Below are 21338 nucleotides of genomic sequence, written 5' to 3'. Positions count from 1 at the left end.
GCACGACGACTGTCCGGGGCGGAACTGGTGCGACTGCCAGCACCGTACCCCCCGACCCACCCCTCCGGTCAGCGGTCCGGCCAGCGAATGACCGTCGGAATCCCGATCGGTCGAATCTGGCCCGTACCTCCGGCGGAGTCGCTCACCGACGCCACGCTGACCGAGCTCTACGCCCGGGCCGACCGGCCACACCTGCGGGTGAACTTCGTGTCGAGCCTCGATGGCGCGGTGAGCGTGGACGGCTACTCGGCCGGTCTCTCGGGGGAGCCGGACAAGCGCGTCTTCGGCCTGCTCCGGATGCTCTGCGACGCGCTGCTGGTGGCCGCCGGCACGCTGCGGCACGAGGGCTACCGGGCGCTACGGCTGGACGAGCGCCGGCGGGCCTGGCGGCGGGAGCGGGGCCTGCCCGAGTACCCGACGCTGGTGGTCGTCTCCGGCTCGCTCGACCTCGACCCCGCCCAGGCCGCGTTCGCCGACGCGCCGGTACGGCCGCTGGTGCTCACGCGCGCCGAGGCCGCGCCGCCACCGGGGCTGACCGAGGTGGCCGAACTCATCCCCTGCGGCACCGGCCGGGTCGACCTCGCCGCGGGCCTGGCCGAGCTGCGCCGGCGCGGCCTCGACCAGTTGCTCTGCGAGGGCGGTCCGCAACTGTTCGGCGCGCTCACCGCCGCCGACCTGGTCGACGAGCTCTGCCTCACCGTCACTCCGCTGCTGGCCGGCGCAGGCCCCGGCCGGATCACCGCCGGCCCTCCCAGTCCGCCCCGGCGGCTGCCGCTGCGGCACGCGCTCGCCGCCGAGGACGGCACCCTCCTCCTGCGCTACGCCCGCGACCAGCCCCCACCGCCCGAGGCTCCGCGCCCTGCCACCCGGTGACGCCGGTCGATCGATCATGAGGTTGACGGCGCTTCCGGAGATCGAGGCCGCGCCAACCTCATGATCACCTGACCGGGGCGGGCCGGGGCGGCGGCGCGAGCAGCGGGCACGGATGGTGGTGCCGTCGTGACGCTCCGCTGGGCGGGGCGCGGACCGGCGTGGCGTCCGCCGCGTCGCGTGGCAACCTGTCGTACTCCTCGGGCAGGATGCACCACGTGTGTGCCGACCGCGATGACCGACCGAGCGGAGTTGCCCGATGAGCGATGACGGGTTCGACGCCCCGGTCGAGGGGGTCGGCCGGGTGCTCGGCACCGCCGACGCCACCCCGCTGCAGTTCTGGACGGCCGTCTCCCCCGGCAGCTACCTCCAGCTCGACGACGTGGTGGTGACCCGGCGGGAGCTGCCCGACCGCGAGCCGGTGACCATCGCCGGCGTGGTCACCCAGGTACGGGCCCGCCACGAGGGCGCGCAGTTCGACTCCGACGTCTTCGCCATCGCCGACGGCACCCTCCCCGCCCAGGTGCAGGAGGCCGCCGAGGTCACCACCACCCGGGTCGATCCGGAGTTCTACGTGCCACCGACCCCCGGCGCGGTGGTGCACCGGGCCGAGGGCGACGCCCGCGCCCGCGCGTTGCACTTCGACCGGATGGAACGCCGCATCCCGATGGGGATGGGCCGCGACGGCGTGCCGGTCTACCTCAACGCCGACTTCCTCGACGGCACCCGCGGCGCGCACGTCTCGATCTCCGGCATCTCCGGTGTGGCCACCAAGACCAGTTTCGCCACCTTCCTGCTCTACTCGGTCTTCCGTTCGGGCGTGCTGGGTGGTGACGCCGTCAACGCCAAGGCGCTCATCTTCAACGTCAAGGGTGAGGATCTGCTCTTCCTCGACCACCCCAACGCCCGGCTGGACGACGACACCCGGGCGGCCTACGCGCGGCTCGGCCTCGACGCCGGCGCCTTCCCCGACGTACGCGTGTACGCCCCGCCCCGGGTCGGCGACTCCTCCGGCACGCCCGACGTGAGCAGCCGGCTCACCGGGGTCGACAGCTTCTACTGGACGCTCAGCGAGTTCTGCGCCGACCGGCTCCTGCCGTACGTCTTCGCCGACGCCGACGACGAACGCCAGCAGTACACGATGGTGGTCCACTCGGTCACCGCCCACCTGGCCCGCTACGCCCAGCCCGCCGACGGCGGGGTGAGCATCGACGGGGTCCGCCTCGGCGGCTACGCCGACCTGGTCGACCACATCGTCGAGCGGCTCAACGACGACGAGACCCGCTCGGAGTGGGCCGGCAGCGCCGTCGGCCTGGGCACCGTCAACGCCTTCGCCCGCCGCCTCATCGGCAGCAAGAAGGACCTCGGCCGGTTGATCCGGGGCGACCTCGCCACCCGCCGCCCGCACAGCATCAACACCGCGGAGAGCGCCCAGGTCACCGTCGTCGACCTGCACAACCTGCCCGACCGGGCGCAGCGGTTCGTCGTCGGCGTGACGCTGCGCAGCGAGTTCGAGCGCAAGGAGAAGGCCGGCACCGCCAAGCCGCTGCTCTTCGTGGTGCTCGACGAGCTCAACAAGTACGCCCCCCGCGAGGGCTCATCGCCGATCAAGGAGGTGCTGCTCGACATCGCCGAGCGGGGCCGGTCGCTCGGCGTGGTCCTGGTCGGCGCCCAGCAGACGGCGAGCGAGGTGGAACGGCGGATCGTCACCAACTCGGCGATCCGGGTGGTCGGCCGGCTCGACCCGGCCGAGGCGTCCCGCCCCGAGTACGGCTTCCTGCCCCCGGCCCAACGGCAGCGCGCGCTGCTCGCCAAGCCCGGGACCATGTTCGTCAACCAGCCGGACATCCCGGTGCCGCTCTGCCTAGATTTCCCGTTCCCGGCCTGGGCGACCCGGGTCAGCGAGGCGGGCCGGGCACCGTCGCAGACACTGCGCTCGATCACCCAGAGCGCGGATCCGTTCGCGGTGGTGGGCTCGGCCGGCGGCACCGACGACGACATCCCGTTCTAGGGGGCCTGGTGAAGATTCTGCACACCTCGGACTGGCACGTCGGCAAGGTCCTCAAGGGGCGGTCGCGGGCCGAGGAGCACAAGTCGGTGCTCGCCGGCGTGATCGACATCGCCCGTGCGGAGCAGCCCGACCTCGTCATCGTCGCCGGCGACCTCTACGACACGGCCGCGCCGACGCCGGAGGCCACCCGCCTGGTGACCCGGGCGCTGACCGCGTTGCGCCGCATCGGCGCGGACGTGGTAGCGATCGGTGGCAACCACGACAACGGCGCCGCGCTCGACGCGCTGCGTCCGTGGGCCGAGGCGGCCGGCGTCACGCTGCGCGGCAGCGTCCGGGAGAACCCCGACGAGCACGTCATCGACGGCACCACCGCCGGCGGGGAACGCTGGCGGCTGGCCGCGTTGCCGTTCCTCTCGCAGCGGTACGCGGTCCGCGCCGTCGAGATGTACGAACTCACCGCGGCCGAGGCCAACCAGACGTACGCCGACCACCTGCGCCGGGTGCTGGGCCGGCTCACCGAGAGCTTCACCGAGCCGGACCGGGTACACCTGGTCACCGCGCACCTGACGGTCACCGGGGCCGCCGCCGGCGGTGGCGAGCGGGACGCGCACACCGTGCTCGGCTACGCGGTCCCCGCGACCGTGTTCCCGGCGACCGCGCACTACGTCGCGCTGGGGCACCTGCACCGCGCCCAGCGGATCGACGGCCCGTGCCCGGTCCGCTACTGCGGCAGCCCGCTGGCGGTGGACTTCGGCGAACAGGAGAACGTCCCCTCCGTGACGATCGTCGAGGTCACCGCCGACACGGCCGCCCGCGTACGGGAGGTTCCCGTGACGGCGGCGGCGGCGCTGCGCACCGTGCGGGGCACCCTCGCCCAGCTCGCCGAGCTCGAGCAGCCGGACGCCTGGCTGCGGGTGTACGTACGTGAACAGCCCCGGGCCGGGCTGCGCGAGGAGGTGCAGGAGCTGCTGCCGCGGGCGCTGGAGATCCGCATCGACCCCGAGCTGGTGCCGGCGCCGGGCAGTGGCGCCCGGGTCGCCCAACGTTCCGGCCGCTCCCCACGGGAGCTGTTCGGCGACTACCTGAGCAGCCGCGGGCACGCCGACGACGGCGTTCAGGAACTCTTCGACGAACTGCTCGAGGAGGTCGACCACTGATGCGACCGATCCGGCTGGACATGGCGGGCTTCACCGTCTTCCGGGACGAGACCACCGTCGACTTCACCGACGCGGACTTCTTCGCGCTGGTCGGCCCGACCGGCTCCGGCAAGTCGACGGTGCTGGACGCGATCTGTTTCGCCCTCTACGGCACCGTGCCGCGCTGGGGTGGCACGCGTGGCCTCGCCAACGCGCTCGCCCCGTCGACGACCGAGGCGCGGGTACGCCTGGTGTTCGAGTCCGCCGGGGCCCGTTACGTGGCCACCCGGGTGGTCCGGCGGGACAGCCGGGGCAACGTGAAGACGGCGAACGCCGGGTTGCAGCTGATGCCGCCCGGGTTCGACGTGACAAAGCTGGACACCGGTCTCGCCCCGGAGGACCTGGGCGAGGTCGTGGCCGGCACGCCGGCCGAGATGGACGAGGCGGTGCTGGAGGCGGTCGGGCTGCCGTACGAGCAGTTCACCAGCTGCGTGGTGCTGCCCCAGGGGCAGTTCGCCGACTTCCTGCACGCCAGGCCGGCCACCCGCCAGCAGATCCTGGTCAACCTGCTCGACCTCGGTGTCTACGAGGCGGTGCAGAAACGCGCCACCGGCCGGGCCGCGCAGGCCGAGGCGAAGCTGGAGGCGGTCGACCAGCTGCTGGCCGGGCTCACCGACGTGGACGACGACACGCTCGACCGGGCCACCGCCCAGGTCGACCGGATGCGCGAGCTGGCCGCGGCGGTGGCCGCGGCCGTACCCGAGTTGGAGGCGGCCCGAGCCTCGGCGCGGGAGGCGACGGCGGCGCTCGACGCGCTCGACGGCGAGCTGAGCGTGCTCGGCGCGGTCCGGGCGCCGGACGGGGTGGCCGAGGTGGCCCGGGCGGTGACGGCCGCGCGCGCCGACGCCGAGGCGGCCGTCGACGCCGTTTCGCTCGCCGAGGAGCGCGAGGAGAAGCTCCGCGGGGAGCTGGCCGCCGCCGGTGACGAGAGCGCGCTGCGGGTGCGACTGACCGCGTACGCCGAGCGGGAGAAGCTGACCGGGCAGGCCGAGACGGTACGCGCGGCGTTGGCCGCGGCCGACGCCGAGCATGACGCGGCCGTGCGGGCGCTGGCCGAGGCGCGGGCGGCGGCGGAACGGGCGGAGCAGGAGCTGGCTGCGGCCTTCCTGGCCCACGAGGAGGCGAAGGCCACCGACCAGGCGATGGCGCTGCGGGCGCACCTGGTCGACGGCGAGCCCTGCCCGGTCTGCGAGCAGGTGGTCGCCGGTGTGCCGGCGGTGCCCGCCGGATCGGCGGTGGCCCGCGCGGTGGAGGCGGGCAAGGCGGCGCGGGCGGCGAGCGACGCGGCGAAGCGGGTCGTGCAGGAGCGCGACGCGGCGGCACGCGAGCTGGATCGGGTGCTGGTGCAGGCTCGGGCCGGGCAGGAACACCTGGACGCCCGGCTCGCCGAACTGGACGGGCAGCTCGCCGGGGCCGCCGGTGCGGAGGCGCTGCGGGAGCAGCTGGCCGAGCACGCCCGGCTCCGGCGGGCGCTGGACGAGGCGGGCGCCGCGGTTCGGGCCGGGCGGGAGGCGGCTCGCCGGGCGCGTGGCGCGGTGGACTCCGCCGAGGAGCGGCTGCGGGCGGCCTGGCGAGGTTTCGACGGCACGCGGGACGGGCTGGCACGCTTCGGCCCTCCGGCCGCCGACCGGGACGACGTGGCCGGGGCGTGGGCGGCGCTTACCGAGTGGGCCGGCGCGGAGGCGCGGAGGCGCGCGGCGGAGCGGGAGGGGCTCGCGGCGGCGGTCGCCGAGGCGGAGGCGGCGGCGACCGCGGTGACGGAGCGGATCGCCGCTGTCCTCGCCGGCGGCGGCCTGCCCGCCGCCGACGATCCGGTCCGCGTCGCCGCGGTCGCTGTCGAGCGGGCCGAAGCGGACCGGCGCCGGTTGCTGGAGCGCCGCGAGCAGGCCGCCGAGCTGCGCGAGCAGCGGGCCGGACACGAGCGACAGGCTCAGGTGGCGCGAGCCCTCGCCGGGCACCTGCGGGCCAACAACTTCGAACGGTGGCTGCTGGCCGAGGCGCTGGACCTGTTGGTCGACGGGGCGTCGCGGATCCTGCGGGAGCTCTCCGGTGGCCAGTACGACCTGGTCCACGACAAGGGTGAGTTCTTCGTCGTCGACCACTACGACGCCGGGCTGCGCCGGGGCGTACGCACCCTCTCCGGCGGCGAGACGTTCCAGGCGTCACTGGCGCTGGCGCTGGCGCTCTCCGAGCAGCTCGCCGGCCTCTCCACCACCGCCGCGAGCCTGGAGTCGATCGTGCTGGACGAGGGCTTCGGCACCCTCGACGCGGCGACCCTCGACACCGTCGCCGCCACGCTGGAGAATCTGGCCGCCAAGGGTGACCGGATGGTCGGGGTGGTCACCCACGTGCCGGCGCTGGCCGAGCGGATACCGGTGCGGTTCGAGGTCCGCAAGGACGCCCGCTCCGCCCGGGTGGAACGGACCGGCCGGTGACGTCGCCCGGCGGCCGGTTCTACGTCGACACGTGGGACCCGTCGTACGGCGCTTCCTTCGAGGCCTCGGCGACGGGTCCGGCCGCACCGAGCAGTGCCCAGGTCGAGACGGACGCGGAACTGCCGGCGGTGGACTGGCGGGCGATCGACGTACGCGCCGGGGTGCGCGCGCCCGACGTGGTGCTGCTCGTCGACGGGGTACGCCGCATCGATGCCAGCCTCTGGACGGCCGAGGCCGACGGTGGTTCCTTTCCGGGCGTGGCGGCGTCGTACGCGGCCGGCGTGGTCCGGTGCGACCTGGACCGGGGTGCGGCGCAGCTGGCGGGTACCCGGGTCGGTCGGGGCCTGTTCACGGCGAGCCCGTCGGCGGAGGACGTGGTGGCCGGCTCGATCCGGTACCCGGTCCACCGGGTCAGCGGCACCGGGGAGCTGGCCAAGCTGCCGGCGGCCGTGCAGGCGCCGCTGACCGCACTCGAGGTGGCGGTCTCCGACGCGGCCCGCAGCGACGGGGATCTGCTGGTGGTCGACGGGCCGCTGCGCAGCCGCCGTAACCTGCCGCGCACCCTCGGCTACATCAAGACGCAGCACAGCCAGTACCTCGACGCCCGGCTGACCGCGGTGGTGACCGGCCTGGCCGCCGGGCAGCGCTCGCCGGTGTTCCGTGTCGGCACCGCCTGGGGCGGTTGGTCCTGGTATCTGCGCCTGCCGGTCATGGCCGGCGCCCCGTGGGCGGGCATCGTCCGGGTGGAGTGCTCCCCCGATCTCGAGATCTCCGAGGCGATCGAGCTGGCCGACCTCTCCCTGGTCACGCTTCCCCGGTTCGCCTCGACCCCCTACAAGGATCCGCGGGCACCGCAGAACCTGATCCCGATCGCGGGCCTGGAGCGGCGACTGCGCGCCCTGCTCGGCGACTCCCGGCTGCTGCATCGGGCGCTCACCGCCGCGGCCCGCACCGGCGCCACCCGCCGCTGACCTGCGGCCGGGCGGCTCACGGCGCCGTCCCGGCAGGACCCGACTCGACGGCGCGGCCATCCGGGCCGCGGAGCCGACTGCCGACTGCTACCGTCACCAGCCGTAATCGACCCTCTGTCGCCCGGCGCTGCTACGGACCGTGACCGACGGCATGACCACACCACCTGTTCGCATCGCCGCCGATCAGGCATCACCCCCGCCAGCTGCGGTTTATCCGATCGACCGCGCGGAACGCCGAACCCGCCACCCCGCCCTTTGCTCTGCACCCCTATACGCGCCAGCTACATCCAGTAACCGGTGCGTATGAGGGTGCAGAGCAAAGGGGACACGAAGGGGGGCGGCGGCCGAGCGGGACCGTCACTCTCCGCACAGCCAGCGACGAAGCGTCGCGCCGGAGCCGCGACCGGCGAACGCGGTCGGCGTCAGGACGTCGCCGTGCCGGCGGTGATCGAGGGTACGAGGGCGGCGGGGATACTGGTGCCGTGGGGCGGAAGCGGGCCGACGGCCGGGTGGTCGAGCAGGTGGGGACCGGCCGGGCGGAACTGGTCCCGGACCGGGACCGCGCCGGCTCGTGGACCCTGCTGCTGGACGGGGCCCCGCAGTCGCACGTCGACCTGACCGACCCCACCCACCTGGAGTTCGAGTACGTCCGCCGTCTGGCCACGGCGATAGACCTGATGGCACCCGCCGGCACCCCGCTGCGGCTGCTCCACCTCGGCGGTGGGGCGCTCAGCCTGCCCCGGTACGTCTCCGCGACCCGTCCGGGTTCGACGCAGCGGGTGGCCGAGGTAGACGGGCCTCTGGTGGAGCTGGTCCGTCGGGTGCTGCCCCTACCACCTGATCCCCGGCTGCGGGTGCGGGTGGCTGACGCGCGGGAGGTGCTCGCCGGCAGCCGGGACGGCAGCTACGACGTGATCGTCGCCGACGTCTTCGCGGGTGCCCGCACCCCGGCGCACCTGACGTCTGTCGAGTACGCGGCCGAGGTGGCCCGGGTGCTCGTGCCGGGCGGCTGGTACCTGGCGAACCTGGCCGACGGTCCGCCCCTGCGGCACGCCCGCCGGCAGGTCGCCACGGTCCGCTCGGTGCTCCCGCGGGCCGCCCTGATCGGCGACGCCGCCGTGCTGCGTGGTCGCCGGTACGGCAACCTGGTGCTGATGGCGGGGCGCGTCGAGCCGCCGGTGCCGGAGCTGACCCGCCGGGCCGCCGGCGACTGGTTCCCGGGGCGCGTCGTCGCCGGTGATGACCTCGACCGGTTCGCCGGCGGGGCGGCCGTCGTGCATGACGCCGACGCCACCGACTCCACCCCGCCTCCACCGGGGCTCTTCGCCATCGGCAGCTGAGCACCGGGGCGAGCCCACCTCAGCCGGGGGGACGCCGGACACATCGGCCTGCCCGCGCGGTCCGGACCGGCCCGCACTCGTGGCACAGTGGCGGGATGACCGGGACCGAGCCGAACGCCCGCCGGGTGCTGCGCCCACCGGCGGAGTACCGGCTCGCAGCGTCGGTACGCCCGCTGACCTTCAGCCCGAACGACCCGTGCGCCAGGATCGTCGACGGCGCCCTCTGGTGGGCGACCCGCACGCCGGCCGGTCCGGCCACGCTCACCCTGCGTCCCGCGTCCGGTGAGCTGGTGGCCGAGGGGTACGGGCCGGGCGCCGAGTGGGTGGTGGAGCGGGCCGACGCGATCTCCGGTCTCCGCGACGACCTGACCGGCTTCGCCGAACTCGCGGCGACGCACCCGGTGGTGGACCGGCTCGCTCGGCAGCATCGGGGAATGCGGATGCCGGCCAGCGGGCTGGTCTTCCCCCGGCTGCTCCGGGCGGTGTACTCGCAGAAGGTCACCGGCAAGGAGGCGTACCGCGCCTACTCCGCGACGGTCCGACACTTCCGCGAGCCCGCACCCGGCCCGATGCCGCTGCTGCTCCCGCCGGAGCCGGCCGCGATCGCCGCCGCTCCGTACTGGGTCTTCCACCCGTTCGGCGTCGAGCAGCGCCGGGCCGAGACACTGCGCCGCGCCGCCGCCGTGGCGGACCGGCTGGAGCGCTCCACGGACGCCGCCGAGGCGACCCGCCGGCTGACCGCCGTGGCCGGGATCGGTCCGTGGACCGCGGCCGAGGTGGTCCGGGTGGCGTACGGCGACCCGGACGCGGTCAGCGTCGGCGACTTCCACGTGCCGAACACGGTCGCGTGGGCCCTCGCCGGCGAACCCCGGGCCGACGACGCCCGGATGCTCGCCCTGCTGGAACCGTTCCGTGGTCATCGAGGCCGGGTGTGCGTTCTTCTCGAAGCGGTCGGCATCCATGCTCCGAAGTACGGGCCGAGGATGCCGATCCGCTCGTTCGCCCGCTACTGATCGTCCCGTCCCCCTCGCCTGCCGTCACCGCCGGACCGGGCGTTCGCCTCGCCGAGGGCGTCTCGGCGGGGGCCGGGGCGGCGGGGGCCGGGGCGGCCCGCTTCAGGCGGCCTCGTGGAGATCGGCGAGGGTGAGGGGCGTACGCCGGCGCAGCAGCTCCTCCAGCTCGCTGACCGAGCCGACCTCACCGAGCACGTTCTTGCCGCCGCCGAACTGGCGCGGGTAGCGGTGCACCAGCCGGTAGCGGTAGCGGCCGCGGATCAGCTCGACGCTGACCCGGTACCGCCCGCAGCAGGCGCAACTCCACTCCGGCACCCCGCGAAAGTAGCTCTGACCTGCGGTTTTGTGATTCGCCCGGTGCGTGACGAGGGGGACGGCGGCGGACACCACGCGCACCGCCCGGCGGTGATGTGCCTCACGGTTGTCGGTGCCGTCTGGTTGACTGGTCGCCGTGGAGCTGCCCATCAACCCGCCGGTCGAGCCGATGCTCGCCAAGAGCGTCCCGCGGATCCCCACCGCACCCGGGATGACGTACGAGCCGAAGTGGGACGGCTTCCGGTGCATCATCTTCCGGGACGGCGACGAGGTGGAGTTGGCCAGCCGGGGCGGCAAGTCGATGACCCGCTACTTCCCGGAGGTCGTCGAGCAGGCCCGACGGCAGCTGCCGGAGCGCTGCGCCGTCGACGGCGAGCTCATCGTGATCCGCCGGGACGGCCCGGGCGGGCAGCCGAGGCTCGACTTCGAACTGCTGGGCCAGCGCATCCATCCGGCCGCGTCCCGGGTGAAGCTGCTCGCCGAGACGACCCCGGCCGACTTCGTCGCGTTCGACCTGCTGGCGATCGGCGACGAGGCGCTGCTCGACCAGCCCTACCCGCAGCGTCGGGCCCGGCTGGAGGCGGCGCTGGCCGACGTACGCCCGCCGGTGCACGTCACCCAGGTCACCACCGACCCGGACACGGCACACCGCTGGTTCGACGTCTTCGAGGGCGCCGGGCTGGACGGGCTGATCGTCAAGCCGGCCGACCTGCCGTACGAGCCGGGCAAGCGACTGATGTTCAAGGTCAAGCACGCGCGCACCGCCGACGTGGTGGTGGCCGGCTTCCGCTGGCACAAGTCCGGCCCGGTGGTGGGCTCACTGCTGCTCGGCCTCTACGACGACGGCGTGCTGCACCACGTCGGGGTCAGCGCGTCGTTCAGCATGGCCCGCCGCAAGGAGCTGCTCGACGAGTTGGCGCCCTACCGGGACACCGGCGGCGAGCACCCGTGGGTGCACGGCGACCACGAACGCGGGCAGCGCATCCCCGGCGGGGTGAGCCGGTGGACCGGCACCAAGAACCTCGAGTGGGAGCCGCTCCGGCCGGAGCTGGTGCTAGAGGTCGGCTACGACGCGATGGAGGGCGACCGGTTCCGGCACACCGCCCAGTTCGTCCGCTGGCGGCCCGACCGCGATCCCCGGTCCTGCCGGTACGACCAGCTCGACCGCCCGGTGCGGTTCGACGTCGACCAGGTGCTCCGCGGCGACCCGACCGCCACCGCGACGCCGGCCACCTCCCGCCAGGCGTAGCCTGGCCGCGAGACGATCACGGAGGGCCGACTCGTGTACCGCACCACCGACCGGCTCCGCCGAGCCCGCTTGGTTCTCGCCGGGCTCGCCGCCGTCGTGCTGCTCACCGCCGGCTGCACGTTGCCGACGTTCGCGCCGCGCGTCGAGTCCGCGGGGGAGCCCTCCGGTGCGGTGGCCGCGCCGGGCACCGCGCCGACCTGGCGGGCCTGTCCGGAGGTCGCCGATCAGCTCGTCGGGCGCGGCGCGCCCGACATGCGCTACGAGTGCGCGCGCATCGCGGTGCCACGCAACTGGGGCAACGGCGGCGGCGCCACCGCGGGACCGGGCACCGGCGAGACGTTCGAGATCGCCCTGCTGCGCGCCCGCTCGACCAAACAACGCGACCGGATCGGCTCGCTGGTGATCAACCCGGGCGGCCCGGGCGGGTCCGGGGTGGACACCGCCGTCTTCCTGTCCTTCGGACCGGCGTTCGGCGGGCTGCCCTCGGCGGTGACCGAGCGTTTCGACATCGTCGGTTTCGACCCGCGTGGGGTTCAACGTTCCAGCCCGGTCGAATGCATCTCCGACGGTGACCTCGATGCGAGCTTCGGCTACGACCCCGACCCGCGCGCACAGGAGTCGTTCGACGGCTTCGTGACGCTGAACCAGAAGATCGGTCAGGGCTGCGGCGCGAAGTATGGCAACCAGTTGCCGCTCTACGGCACCGAGCAGGCGGCCCGTGACATGGACGCGGTGCGGGCCGCGGTCGGCGACGACAAGCTGACCTACCTCGGCTACTCGTACGGCACCCTGCTCGGCGCCACGTACGCCCAGCTCTATCCGCAACGGGTGCGGGCGCTGGTGCTCGACGGGGCGGTCGACCCACGGCAGGGTCTGGTGGCCGGCTCGGAGAGCCAGGCGAAGGGCTTCGAGCGGGCGTTCACGAACTTCACCCGGTGGTGCACGGCGAACGCCGGGCGCTGCCCGATCGCCCCGGACGCCCGGGCGGCCGTGACCTCCGCGATCGACAAGGCGCGGGTCTCCCCGGTGCGCGGCGCCGACGGGCGGGAGGCGACCGCGGGCTGGGTCTTCTACGCGGTCATCTCCTCCCTCTACACCGAGCAGGGCTGGCAGGAGCTGGCCCGCGCCATCGACCGGCTCGAAGGCGGTGACCCGAAGGACGTGTTCCGCCTCGCCGACGCGTACGCCGGCCGCGACAGCGACGGTCACTACTCCAACCTGTTCGACGCCAACCTGGCGGTCAACTGCGCCGACGAGGACGAGAAGCCGAGCGTGACGCAGATCCGCCAGTTGCAGTCGCAGTGGCGGGAGAAGTACCCGCTGTTCGGTCCGGCGCTGGCGGTGGGCCTGCTCGGCTGCGCCGAGTGGCCGGGCGGGCGGGACCCGTACCCGACCGGTGCGGCCACCGGCGCGCCGCCGATCGTGGTGGTGGGCACCACGGGCGACCCCGCCACCCCCTACGAGCAGACCGCTGCGCTCGCCTCGATGCTCGGGGTCGGCCGGGTGCTGACCTGGGAGGGTGAGGGGCACACGGCCTACCCGCAGACCCCCTGCATCACCGACGCGGTGGACGCCTACCTGGTCGACCTGACGGTGCCCCGCGAAGGGCTGCGCTGCCCGGCCCGCTGACCCGGCGGCGGTGGGGTGGCCGGGCGGCCCGCCCGGAGTGCGCCATGATCGCTGTGCGAGGCTCCCCGCATGACTGACGTGATCTTCCGGGAGGCGGCGCAGGCCGACCTGCCCGCCGTGCTCGCCCTGCTCGCCGACGACGTGCTCGGCAAGGCGCGCGACTTCGTCGAAATCGACGCCGCCTACGAGAAGGCGTTCGCCGACATCACGGCCGACCAACGGAACCAGTTCATCGTCGCGGACGCCGACGGCGAACTGGTCGGCTGCTACCAGGTCACCTACATTCCGGGCCTCAGCCGGCACGGCGCCGAGCGGGCACTGATCGAGGTGGTACGGGTCCGTTCCGACCAGCGCGGTCAGGGGCTGGGCCGGCGGATGATGACCTGGGCGATCGACCAGGCTCGGGAGCGTGGCTGCGGCTTGATGCAGCTCACCACCGACAAGTCCCGCCACGACGCGCACCGCTTCTACCTGAACCTCGGGTTCGTCGCGAGCCACGAGGGCATGAAGCTGGCGCTCTGAGCGCCCGCAAGGTCATCACGCGGCCGAGCGCCTCGCACACCGCGCGGTTGTGGTGCCCGGACCATCCCGAACACCACAGCCACGCCGTCGACCACGCACGTGACGATCAGCCGTCGACCAGCCGGCCATCGCGGAGGGTCAGGGCCCGGTCGGCCAGCTCGATCAGGTTGAGGTCGTGGGTGGCGACCAGGATGGTGGTACCGCGCGCCTGCACCACCGCCCGGAGCAGGTCCATGATCGATCGGCCGGTCTCCGAGTCGAGCTGACCGGTCGGTTCGTCGGCGATCAGCAGGTCGGGATCGTTGGCGAGCGCGCGGGCCACCGCGACCCGCTGCTGCTGCCCGCCGGAGAGCTCGTACGGCCGCTGCGCCGCATGCCCACCGAGCCCGACCAGTTCGAGTAGCATGGCGACCCGCTCCTCCCGCTCGGCGGCCGGCACCTTCGCCAGCCGCAGCGGCACGCCGACGTTCTCGGCGGCGGAGAGGATCGGCACCAAGCCGAACGTCTGGAAGATGAAACCGACAGTGCCGCGCCGCAGCCGGAGCAGTTCCTTCTCCCCGGCGGCCGTCACATCGTGCCCGGCCACCACCACCCGGCCGCGGTCCGGCCGGTCCAGGCCACCGATCATGTTGAGCAGGGTGGTCTTGCCGGCGCCGGAGCGGCCGCGGACGGCGAGCAGCTCGCCCCGCATCGCGGTGAAAGACACGTCGCGGACCGCGTGCACGGCGTGCTCGCCACGACCGAAGGTCCGGCTGACTCCCTCGACCCGGACCACCTCCTCTACGGACCGCGTGGCGGTCCTGCCGAGCAGACCACTCGCCGCCGTGCCGTCCCGGCCGTCCGCCGAGCCGGCGACCCGACCGGCCGTCCCGTCCCACCCGTTCATGCCTCTGCCTTTCCTTCGCCACGGGACTGCTCGCCCGGCCGCACCTCCACGTGGTCCGGCTCCAGGTTGAGCCGGACCCGGTCCCGCAACTCCAGCGCCTCCACGAACGCGGCCGGCAGCTGCATCCGGCCGGTCCGGTCGAGCACCGCGTACTCCTCGCTCACCAGCTCGGTGCTGCCGTCCGCGCCGACCCGGGCGGTCCGGCGTACCTCCGAGGCGGTCCGGCCGTCGCGGATCGCGACGGTCCGCCGGACCTGGGTGGCGACCGCCTGGTCGTGGGTGACCACGACGACGGTGACGCCCAGCTCGGCGTTGATGGTGCGCAGCGCCGCGAAGACATCCGCGCCGGTGGCCTCGTCCAGCTCGCCGGTCGGCTCGTCGGCGAAGAGCACCTCCGGGTCGTTCGCCACCGCCACGGCCACTGCGCAGCGCTGCTGCTCGCCGCCGCTGAGCTGGCCTGGCCGCCGATCCGCGCAGTAGCCGACGCCGACCATCTCCAGCAGCTCCCGCGCCCGCTCACGTCGCGCCCGGCCACCACGCCGGCCGGCCAGCTGCATCGGCAGCTCCACGTTCTCCAACGCGGTCAGGTACGGCATCAGGTTGCGTCCGGTCTGCTGCCAGACGAAGCCGACCGTCTTGCGCCGGTAGCTCAGCCGCCGCTTCACGGAGAGGTTGAGCAGGTCGTATCCGGCCACCCTGGCGATACCGGCGGTCGGGGTGTCCAGACCGGAGAGGATGTTGAGCAGGGTGGACTTTCCGGAGCCGGACGCACCGACGATCGCCACCAGTTCACCCCGGTCGATGACCAGATCGAGCCCCTGGAGGGCGACCACCTCCACCCCCTCGGTCTTGAAGATGCGGACCAGCCCGTCGCAGACGATGTGTCCGCGCAGCCGGTCACGGCCGCCGGCCCGCTCGGCCGCGCGCTGCGCGGCCCGCTTCTGAAGGTCGGCCAGGTCCGGCACGACCGGTGTCGCCGCGGTAGCGGTCATCTCAGCTCTCCTCTCCGAGCCGGAGCACCTCACCGAGGCGCAACCGGCGGTTGTTCAGGGCCTCTATGGCGACCGCGAAGGCCAGGGCGAGCGCCCCGAGCGCGACGACCGCGACCACCAGGCCCGGTTCGAACGCCACCCGGACGGGCATGCCGCTGGTGAAGGCGGACAGGCCGAGCAGCGGCGTGAGCAGCAGCGGCAGCAGCGCACCCACGAAAGCGCCGGTGAACACCGCGACGCCGACGAGCGGCGTCAGCTCGACCAGGAGCAGGCCCCGCCACTGCCGGCGGGACAGGCCGAGCGTACGCAGCCGGGACAGCACCTGCCCGCGGGCGCGGGCGCCGGCCAGCACGGTGAACGCGATGGCGAGCAGCCCCAGCACGGTCCCGCCGGCCGCCCCGGAGGCGAAGCCGAACGCCAGCAAACCGTTGGCGCCGCCCTCGCCGATCTCTTGACGGCTCGCCGCCCAGGTCTGCACCTCCGCGCCGCGCGGACGCTCGCCGCCCGACACGACGCCACCCCGCTGGTAACGCTGCTGCCCCTCGTCGCCGGTGCGGCGCAACGCCTCGGTGTCCAGGCCGTCGCCGGCCACCACGAAACCCGTAGGCACCGCGACCGTGGGCCGGTCCGGCAAGGCCTGCAGCGGCAGCACGACGAACCGCTCGGTTCCCGGCGTCACCAGCGGAAAGCTCTCCGCCGTGTCGGCCACCCGGAACTCGTACCGCTGGCCCTGCAGGGACAGGAACGCCGACCCGTCCAGGCCGGCCCGGGCGAGGTCGGTCGCGACGGCCGGTGAGACCAGCGCGGGCAGCGGCCCGTCACCCGTCTCGGCGAGCATCGCCGGAGGTATCGTCGCCTCCCGGCCGGCCGCCTCACCGACCCGGGCCAGGGCCGGTGCGTCGACCGCCAGCACGCTTACCTGGTTGATTCCGGCGTCGAGGCCGACCTTGGTACGCGCCGGTCGCTGCCCGGGTTCGGTCGCCAGCGCCGCCACCGCCCGCACCCCGCTCAGGCGGCTCAGGGCGTCCGCCGTATCGGGGGCCAGCCGATCCCCGGTGACCAGGGCGTCGCCGGGAATCCGCTCGCTCGCGGCCCGGTCCCGGCTGGCTTCGATCCCCGAGGAGACGACCGCGCAGAAGCCTGCGGTGGCGATCGCCAGCACGACCACCACGAGCGGTGCGGACACCACGGCGCGGCCGGCGCGGGCGGTGCCGAGGAAGGCGACGCTGCCCCGGGCGCGCGCCGCGAGCCGGCTGACCAGCTGCAGCGGCCACGGGTACGCGCGCAGCGCCAGCACCGCCACCGCCGCCGCGAGCAGGACCGGCACCGCCACCAGCAGCGGGTCCACCTCACCCAGGGTCAGGCCACGTCGGCGCAGCAGCACCACCGCGAGCCCGGCGAGGACCAGCAGCGACGCCTCCAGGGTGAGCCGCCGTGCGGACGGGCGCAGCCGGACCAGGTCGCGGCGACCGGCGCCGCCCGACGTGGCGAGGGCGGCGACGGGCAGGGCCAGGGCGATCAACACGGTCGCGGCCGCGGCGTACGGGACGGTGGGGTCGGGTGCGCCGGGCACGAGCGTCCCCAGCAGCCAACCGACGGCCGCGGCCGGGACGGTCACCAGCAGCGATTCGGCGAGGGTCCGCCGGGCCACCGTGGTCGATCCGCCGCCGCGCGCACGCAGCAGGGCGAACTCGCCACGGCGGCGGCGCGCGGCCAGTCCGGCGGCGAGGAGCACCAGACCGGCCAGCGTGGCGAACACGCCGGCGGCGATCACCGCGAGCAGCGTACGGGCCGAGGCGAGCGCGTCCCGGAACTCCCGAAGGGGCACGTCCACCCCCTGCACGACCTGCAGACCGGTCGGCGCGGTCTGCTCCAGGCGCTGCAGCTCGTCGATCGTGAGGTCCAGCCGTCCGGCGTCGAGCGCGTCGCCGTTGACCCGGTACCGCCAGCTGTGCGTGAGCCACACCCCTTCGGCCGCCCGGTGATCCAACGCTCCGATGGTGGTCAGCCCGACGGCGATGAACGGCTGGCCGTCGCCCAGTGGCTCGGCCGCCCGGAGCAGCTGCGGCAGGCTGTCCCAGACCCCATCGGACGGGTCGTTCGGAGCGAAAATCCCCACCACGATCACCGGGACGCTGGGAACCTTGCTCTCCGGCAGGGCGAGCTGCAGCTTGCTGCCGACGCGCAGGTCCAGCTTCCGGGCGGTGTCCGCGCTGAGCGCGATCTGCGTCGGCTCGTCGCGCGCCACATCCTCGGCCGGCCAGCGCCCGTCGACCATCGTGGCCGCCTCCGGCACCGCGGGCATGGCCCGCAGGCCGAGCTCGACCAGGAGGTTGTTGCGCTTCAGGTCCGGTCCGGTCAACCGGCCGACCGGGCCGTCGGCGACGTACCAACGCTCCGACACCGCCGGCCGGACGTGGTCCGGCATCGCCTCCTGGAGTACGTCCAGTCTGTTCTGCCCCGCGCTCGCGTTGGACGGGACGGAGCTTCCCGCGTCCGACCCGATCGTGTACGTGATGTCGCGCCGTGCCGGCAACTGCTGGGCCATGTGCTCCCGCAGCCCTTGCTCGGTGAGCCGGTTCGTGATCCGGGGCACGCCGCTGATCAGCAGCGTGATGACCACTGTCAGGACTCCGAGGAGCAGGAACTGCCCCCCGTACGCCCGGATGCGGCGGACGACCGCGCCGATGCTCACCGTTCTCCCCCGATCCGCAGCTGTGCCGCAGACACCCGTTGCCGGATGCCGACGGCGATGAAGGTGCTGGCGGCGAGCGCCGCCAGCAGCAGGCCTACCGCGGTCAGGCCGATCGGCAGCCACGGCAGCGTGAAGACCGCCTCGGGCACCGGCCGGCCGGCGGCCGGCGTGAGGATGACCAGGGGCGCCATGGTGGCGCCGACCGCCGCGCCGAGCAGCAGCCCCACTCCGACGCCGATACCGGCCAGGAAGGTCTGTTCGGCGAGCAACGCCCGGGCCAGCAGCCGGGGGGTCGCGCCGAGCGTGTTCAGCACCGTGTACTCGGACAGCCGGCGTCGGGCGGTGGCCCAGACGTCGACCAGGAGACCGACCAGGGCGAGCAGCACGGAGCCCAACGCCGCGGCGAGCAGGCCGACGTGGGCACCCCGCCAGTACGGGTCCTGCTCCGCCGCCTCCGCCACCTGCCGGCGGTCGAGGACGGTGACCCCGGACAGTCCGGCGGCCGCCTGGGCCGTGGCGGCCGCCTCGCCGGCGGCCGAGCCGACCCACCATTCCACCGTCGGCCGGACCGTTCCGCTGTCCCGGACCAGCCAGTCCACCGCCGCCGGAAGATCCAGCAGCACCCCGTCACCGGCTGTGCCGGGGAGCGCGTCCACCACGTCGACGAGTTTCACCGGCAGCGTGGCCCCGGACAGCGGCAGGTCCACCGTGTCGCCGATCTGCAAACTCAGCTCGTCCCGGACCCGCGGGGTCATGAGGGCCGGTACCGGCGTGTTCTCGCCGTCGGGCACCACGGCGAACCGCGACGCGGGCTGGAACGCGAACTGCCCGCCCGGAAGGGTGATCGCCGACCGGTCGGCGGCGACGGTGGTACCCGTCGTGTCGACCCGTTGCGGCAGGTCGCTCTCCGGGACGCGGAGCACCCAGGTGTCGGTGAGGCCGGTCGGCTCCGCCGATCCGTCCGCACCGACCAGCCGCAGGTCGGATATCCGCAGCCGGTAGATGGTCCCCGCCGTGTCGCCGCCGTCGGCCTCGAACCCGGCCAGCCGCAGCGGCACGCCGACGTCAGGCAGTTCGACGTCGAACCGTACGGCGTGGCCGTCACTGGTGCCGGTCGCCGCCGGCAGTCGCCAGGCGTTTCCGTTCGCGCTGGTGACCAGCATCGAAACGGCGACCGTCAGGGGCCGCTCCGCTCGATCGACGGGGGTGCTGACGACGCCGGCGATCTTCTTGGTGCCGGCCGGCAGGTCGAGCCCGGCCGCGGCGCCGCGCGCGTCGACCATCCGTTGGTAGAGCCGCGGCACCGGTTCGTCGGCCAACCGGTCGTTGAACCGCACCGTGCCGGCTGCGGCGGCCGTGTCGAGGCTGAGCACGGTGACCGGGAGGTTGGCCCGGCCGATCCGCACCTCGTCCCGCCACGCCGGCAGGGCCTGGTCGACGCCGGGCAGCGCCGCGAGTTGACCGGCCCGGTCGGCCGGGGCGACGCCGTTACGCTCGGTCAGGCGCAGGTCGGCACCGACCGTGTGGTCGGCCTGGTCGACCTGGGAGCGTTCGCCGGTGGCCACCAGCGACCAGGCGAGCGTGCTGCCGCCGACGGCGAGCGCGAGCAGCAGCACCGGGCCGGCGTGCGGGCGCCGACCGGCCTGCCACATGCCGAACATGGTCGCGGTCCAGGGCCGCCGGTCCACGAACCGCTCGGCGAACCGGGTGGCCGGCGGCAGCAGCCGCAGCGCCACGACCGCCCCGGCGAGCACGCCGAGTGTCGGCGCCGCGACCAGCAGCGGGTCGATGCCGAGCTGGCCGCCGGCGCCGGCCAGCGGTGAGGCGTACTGGTGCAGCTGCACCCAGGCGAGCACGGCGAGGGCGACCAGCACCAGGTCGACGCTGGCGCGTTGGACGGCGGCGCTCCGCTTCGGCCGGGAGCGGGCGGCCATGTCGGCCACGTACGTGCCGGCGCCGCGCAGGGTGGGAGCGACCATCGCCACCAGACAACCCACGGCGGCGACCGCGGCGGCGGCCCAGAGCAGGCCGCTGGTGCCGGAGGCGACGCTCGCGCTTGAGCCGACCGGCCGCAGGTGACGCAACGCCTCCGCGGCGGCCAGCGGGCCGAGCAGGGCGGCCGGGGCGACCACCAGGGTCGCCTCCCGGGCGGCGAGTCCGGCGAGCTGCCGGCGCGCCGCGCCGCGGGCACGCAGCAGGGCGTTCTGCGCCCGGCGATCCTCGTGCAGCAGCGCGGCGACCAGCACCAACGCGTACCCGCCGAGCACCACGATGAGCAGCAGCGGGGTGGTGAGCGCGGATCGACCCACCAGGTCGGCCCGGCTGATCCGGTCCAGCAGTTGGTCGATCCGGGTCACGGTCTGCGCGGACGCGCCGAGGTCCGCCGCCGCCGGCAGGTCGGCCGCGACGTCGGCGGAGGCCTGCCGGACCGTGGACACCCGGGACGGCTCGACTGTGGTGAGGTCCGGCTCCACCATCCAGGAGGCCGAGACGGAGCCCGGGAAGGTCGCCTCGAAGTCCTCGGGGTCGAGCACGAAGGGGCCGTACGACGTGCCCGAGGTGGCGGCCGCGTCGTCGCTGGCGGCACCGGTGCCGACGCCGGGCGCGAGTCGCCAGTACGGGTCACCCGGGTCGTGGGGCCGCCAGGTGCCGACGAGGACCACCGCCTCGTTCCGCTCCGTCCGGCGGTCCCGCAGCGGCACCCGCTCGCCCGGTTCGAGCCCGAGCGCCGCGGCGACCTTCTCCGGCAGCGTGACCTGGGTGGGCCGCGCACCCGGCACCGGCCACACGCCGGCGACCAGGTCGGCGTGCCCGGCCAGGTTCTCCAGCGTCGACAGGTTGGCGAAGACCGGCTCCCCGCCGGGGCGGACCGCCGGGCCGAGATCGCCGGTCAGCTCCCGGCCGGTGCCGTACCGGGCGGCGGTGACGCTGACCTGCGCATCCCCGAGACCGTGGGCGAACTCGTCGCGGACCTTCCGGTCGCGGGTCGCGAACTCGTCGGCGTCGGCGCCGCCCGACCCGCTGACCAGCAGGCTTCGCTCTTCCGCCGACGCGGCCGCCACCAGCGCACGCTGCCCCGCGTCCACTGCTCGGCGGTTGTACTCGGAGAGACCGGTGACGAGCGCCACCGCGACCAGCGCCGCGATCAGCGCGGCCGCCAGCAGCCCCCGCGCCTCGCGGGCCCGCCTCCACACCAACTTCATCCGATGCCCTC

15 protein-coding genes are annotated in these 21338 nt (G+C 74.4%); 10 read left to right on the top strand and 5 right to left on the bottom strand.

What is annotated here, in order from left to right; translation table 11 throughout:
• Positions 1–87 precede the first annotated feature (87 nt).
• From BXA10_RS17280 to BXA10_RS17250, 7 genes are all read left to right on the top strand, one after another.
• On the top strand, positions 88–873 hold the full coding sequence (locus tag BXA10_RS17280; RefSeq protein WP_076471414.1) for a pyrimidine reductase family protein: 786 nt from the start codon (positions 88–90) through the stop codon (positions 871–873).
• A 256-nt stretch (positions 874–1129) separates the two neighbouring features.
• Positions 1130–2881, top strand: coding sequence for an ATP-binding protein (locus tag BXA10_RS17275; RefSeq protein WP_076471413.1), 1752 nt, complete (start codon positions 1130–1132; stop codon positions 2879–2881).
• Positions 2882–2889: 8 nt separating this feature from the next.
• Positions 2890–4038 carry an exonuclease SbcCD subunit D gene (locus tag BXA10_RS17270; protein WP_076471412.1) on the top strand — a complete coding sequence of 383 codons (1149 nt, stop codon included), beginning with the start codon at positions 2890–2892 and terminating at the stop codon, positions 4036–4038.
• A complete protein-coding gene (locus BXA10_RS17265; RefSeq protein WP_076471411.1) occupies positions 4038–6512 on the top strand; it encodes an AAA family ATPase in 2475 nt (824 codons plus the stop codon). Before BXA10_RS17270 ends, BXA10_RS17265 begins: the two co-directional genes overlap by 1 nt.
• Positions 6509–7483 carry a hypothetical protein gene (locus tag BXA10_RS17260; RefSeq protein WP_076471410.1) on the top strand — a complete coding sequence of 325 codons (975 nt, stop codon included), beginning with the start codon at positions 6509–6511 and terminating at the stop codon, positions 7481–7483. The genes BXA10_RS17265 and BXA10_RS17260 overlap by 4 nt, the downstream gene beginning before the upstream one ends.
• Positions 7484–7965: 482 nt before the next feature.
• Positions 7966–8823 carry a spermidine synthase gene (locus BXA10_RS17255; RefSeq protein WP_076471409.1) on the top strand — a complete coding sequence of 286 codons (858 nt, stop codon included), beginning with the start codon at positions 7966–7968 and terminating at the stop codon, positions 8821–8823.
• Positions 8824–8918: 95 nt separating this feature from the next.
• The gene (locus BXA10_RS17250; RefSeq protein ID WP_076471408.1) at positions 8919–9836 is read left to right on the top strand and encodes a DNA-3-methyladenine glycosylase family protein; all 918 of its coding nucleotides are present in this window, start codon (positions 8919–8921) and stop codon (positions 9834–9836) included.
• 102 nt (positions 9837–9938) lie between these two features.
• On the opposite strand, the gene BXA10_RS17245 is transcribed toward BXA10_RS17250, so the two are convergent.
• Positions 9939–10151, bottom strand: a complete 213-nt coding sequence (locus tag BXA10_RS17245; protein ID WP_076471407.1) for a hypothetical protein — start codon at positions 10149–10151, stop codon at positions 9939–9941.
• A 136-nt stretch (positions 10152–10287) separates the two neighbouring features.
• Here BXA10_RS17245 and BXA10_RS17240 point away from each other — a divergent pair, with 136 nt between their 5' ends.
• The 3 genes from BXA10_RS17240 to BXA10_RS17230 all read left to right on the top strand — a co-directional run bounded on the left by BXA10_RS17240 (position 10288) and on the right by BXA10_RS17230 (position 13551).
• Complete coding sequence (locus BXA10_RS17240) at positions 10288–11400, top strand: ATP-dependent DNA ligase (protein WP_076471406.1); 1113 nt, start codon at positions 10288–10290, stop codon at positions 11398–11400.
• A 33-nt stretch (positions 11401–11433) separates the two neighbouring features.
• On the top strand, positions 11434–13029 hold the full coding sequence (locus BXA10_RS17235; protein WP_076471405.1) for an alpha/beta hydrolase: 1596 nt from the start codon (positions 11434–11436) through the stop codon (positions 13027–13029).
• 69 nt (positions 13030–13098) lie between these two features.
• A complete protein-coding gene (locus BXA10_RS17230) occupies positions 13099–13551 on the top strand; it encodes a GNAT family N-acetyltransferase (protein WP_076471404.1) in 453 nt (150 codons plus the stop codon).
• Positions 13552–13657: 106 nt separating this feature from the next.
• Here BXA10_RS17230 and BXA10_RS17225 read toward each other — a convergent pair whose 3' ends face one another.
• The 4 genes from BXA10_RS17225 to BXA10_RS17210 are packed head-to-tail and all read right to left on the bottom strand — an operon-like array spanning position 13658 to position 21327.
• Positions 13658–14437, bottom strand: coding sequence for an ABC transporter ATP-binding protein (locus BXA10_RS17225; RefSeq protein WP_245828288.1), 780 nt, complete (start codon positions 14435–14437; stop codon positions 13658–13660).
• Positions 14434–15429 carry an ABC transporter ATP-binding protein gene (locus BXA10_RS17220; RefSeq protein WP_076471403.1) on the bottom strand — a complete coding sequence of 332 codons (996 nt, stop codon included), beginning with the start codon at positions 15427–15429 and terminating at the stop codon, positions 14434–14436. The genes BXA10_RS17225 and BXA10_RS17220 overlap by 4 nt, the downstream gene beginning before the upstream one ends.
• Before the next feature lies 1 nt (position 15430).
• Positions 15431–18124, bottom strand: a complete 2694-nt coding sequence (locus tag BXA10_RS17215; RefSeq protein WP_076471402.1) for an FtsX-like permease family protein — start codon at positions 18122–18124, stop codon at positions 15431–15433.
• A complete protein-coding gene (locus tag BXA10_RS17210; RefSeq protein WP_076471401.1) occupies positions 18121–21327 on the bottom strand; it encodes an FtsX-like permease family protein in 3207 nt (1068 codons plus the stop codon). The genes BXA10_RS17215 and BXA10_RS17210 overlap by 4 nt, the downstream gene beginning before the upstream one ends.
• Positions 21328–21338: the final 11 nt, after the last annotated feature.

Origin of the sequence: Micromonospora avicenniae (assembly GCF_900156065.1) — a bacterium.
Taxonomy (GTDB): Bacteria; Actinomycetota; Actinomycetes; order Mycobacteriales; family Micromonosporaceae; genus Micromonospora; species Micromonospora avicenniae.
Note: the sequence above shows the minus strand (reverse complement) of the source record. Positions and strands in the feature narration are given on the sequence as shown.

Coding starts and splice junctions, on each gene's coding strand:
- BXA10_RS17280 (WP_076471414.1), top strand. CDS start 88: ATGACCGTCGGAATCCCGATCGGTCGAATCTGGCCCGTACCTCCGGCG.
- BXA10_RS17275 (WP_076471413.1), top strand. CDS start 1,130: ATGAGCGATGACGGGTTCGACGCCCCGGTCGAGGGGGTCGGCCGGGTG.
- BXA10_RS17265 (WP_076471411.1), top strand. CDS start 4,038: ATGCGACCGATCCGGCTGGACATGGCGGGCTTCACCGTCTTCCGGGAC.
- BXA10_RS17250 (WP_076471408.1), top strand. CDS start 8,919: ATGACCGGGACCGAGCCGAACGCCCGCCGGGTGCTGCGCCCACCGGCG.
- BXA10_RS17230 (WP_076471404.1), top strand. CDS start 13,099: ATGACTGACGTGATCTTCCGGGAGGCGGCGCAGGCCGACCTGCCCGCC.
- BXA10_RS17225 (WP_245828288.1), bottom strand. CDS start 14,437: ATGAACGGGTGGGACGGGACGGCCGGTCGGGTCGCCGGCTCGGCGGAC.
- BXA10_RS17220 (WP_076471403.1), bottom strand. CDS start 15,429: ATGACCGCTACCGCGGCGACACCGGTCGTGCCGGACCTGGCCGACCTT.
- BXA10_RS17210 (WP_076471401.1), bottom strand. CDS start 21,327: ATGAAGTTGGTGTGGAGGCGGGCCCGCGAGGCGCGGGGGCTGCTGGCG.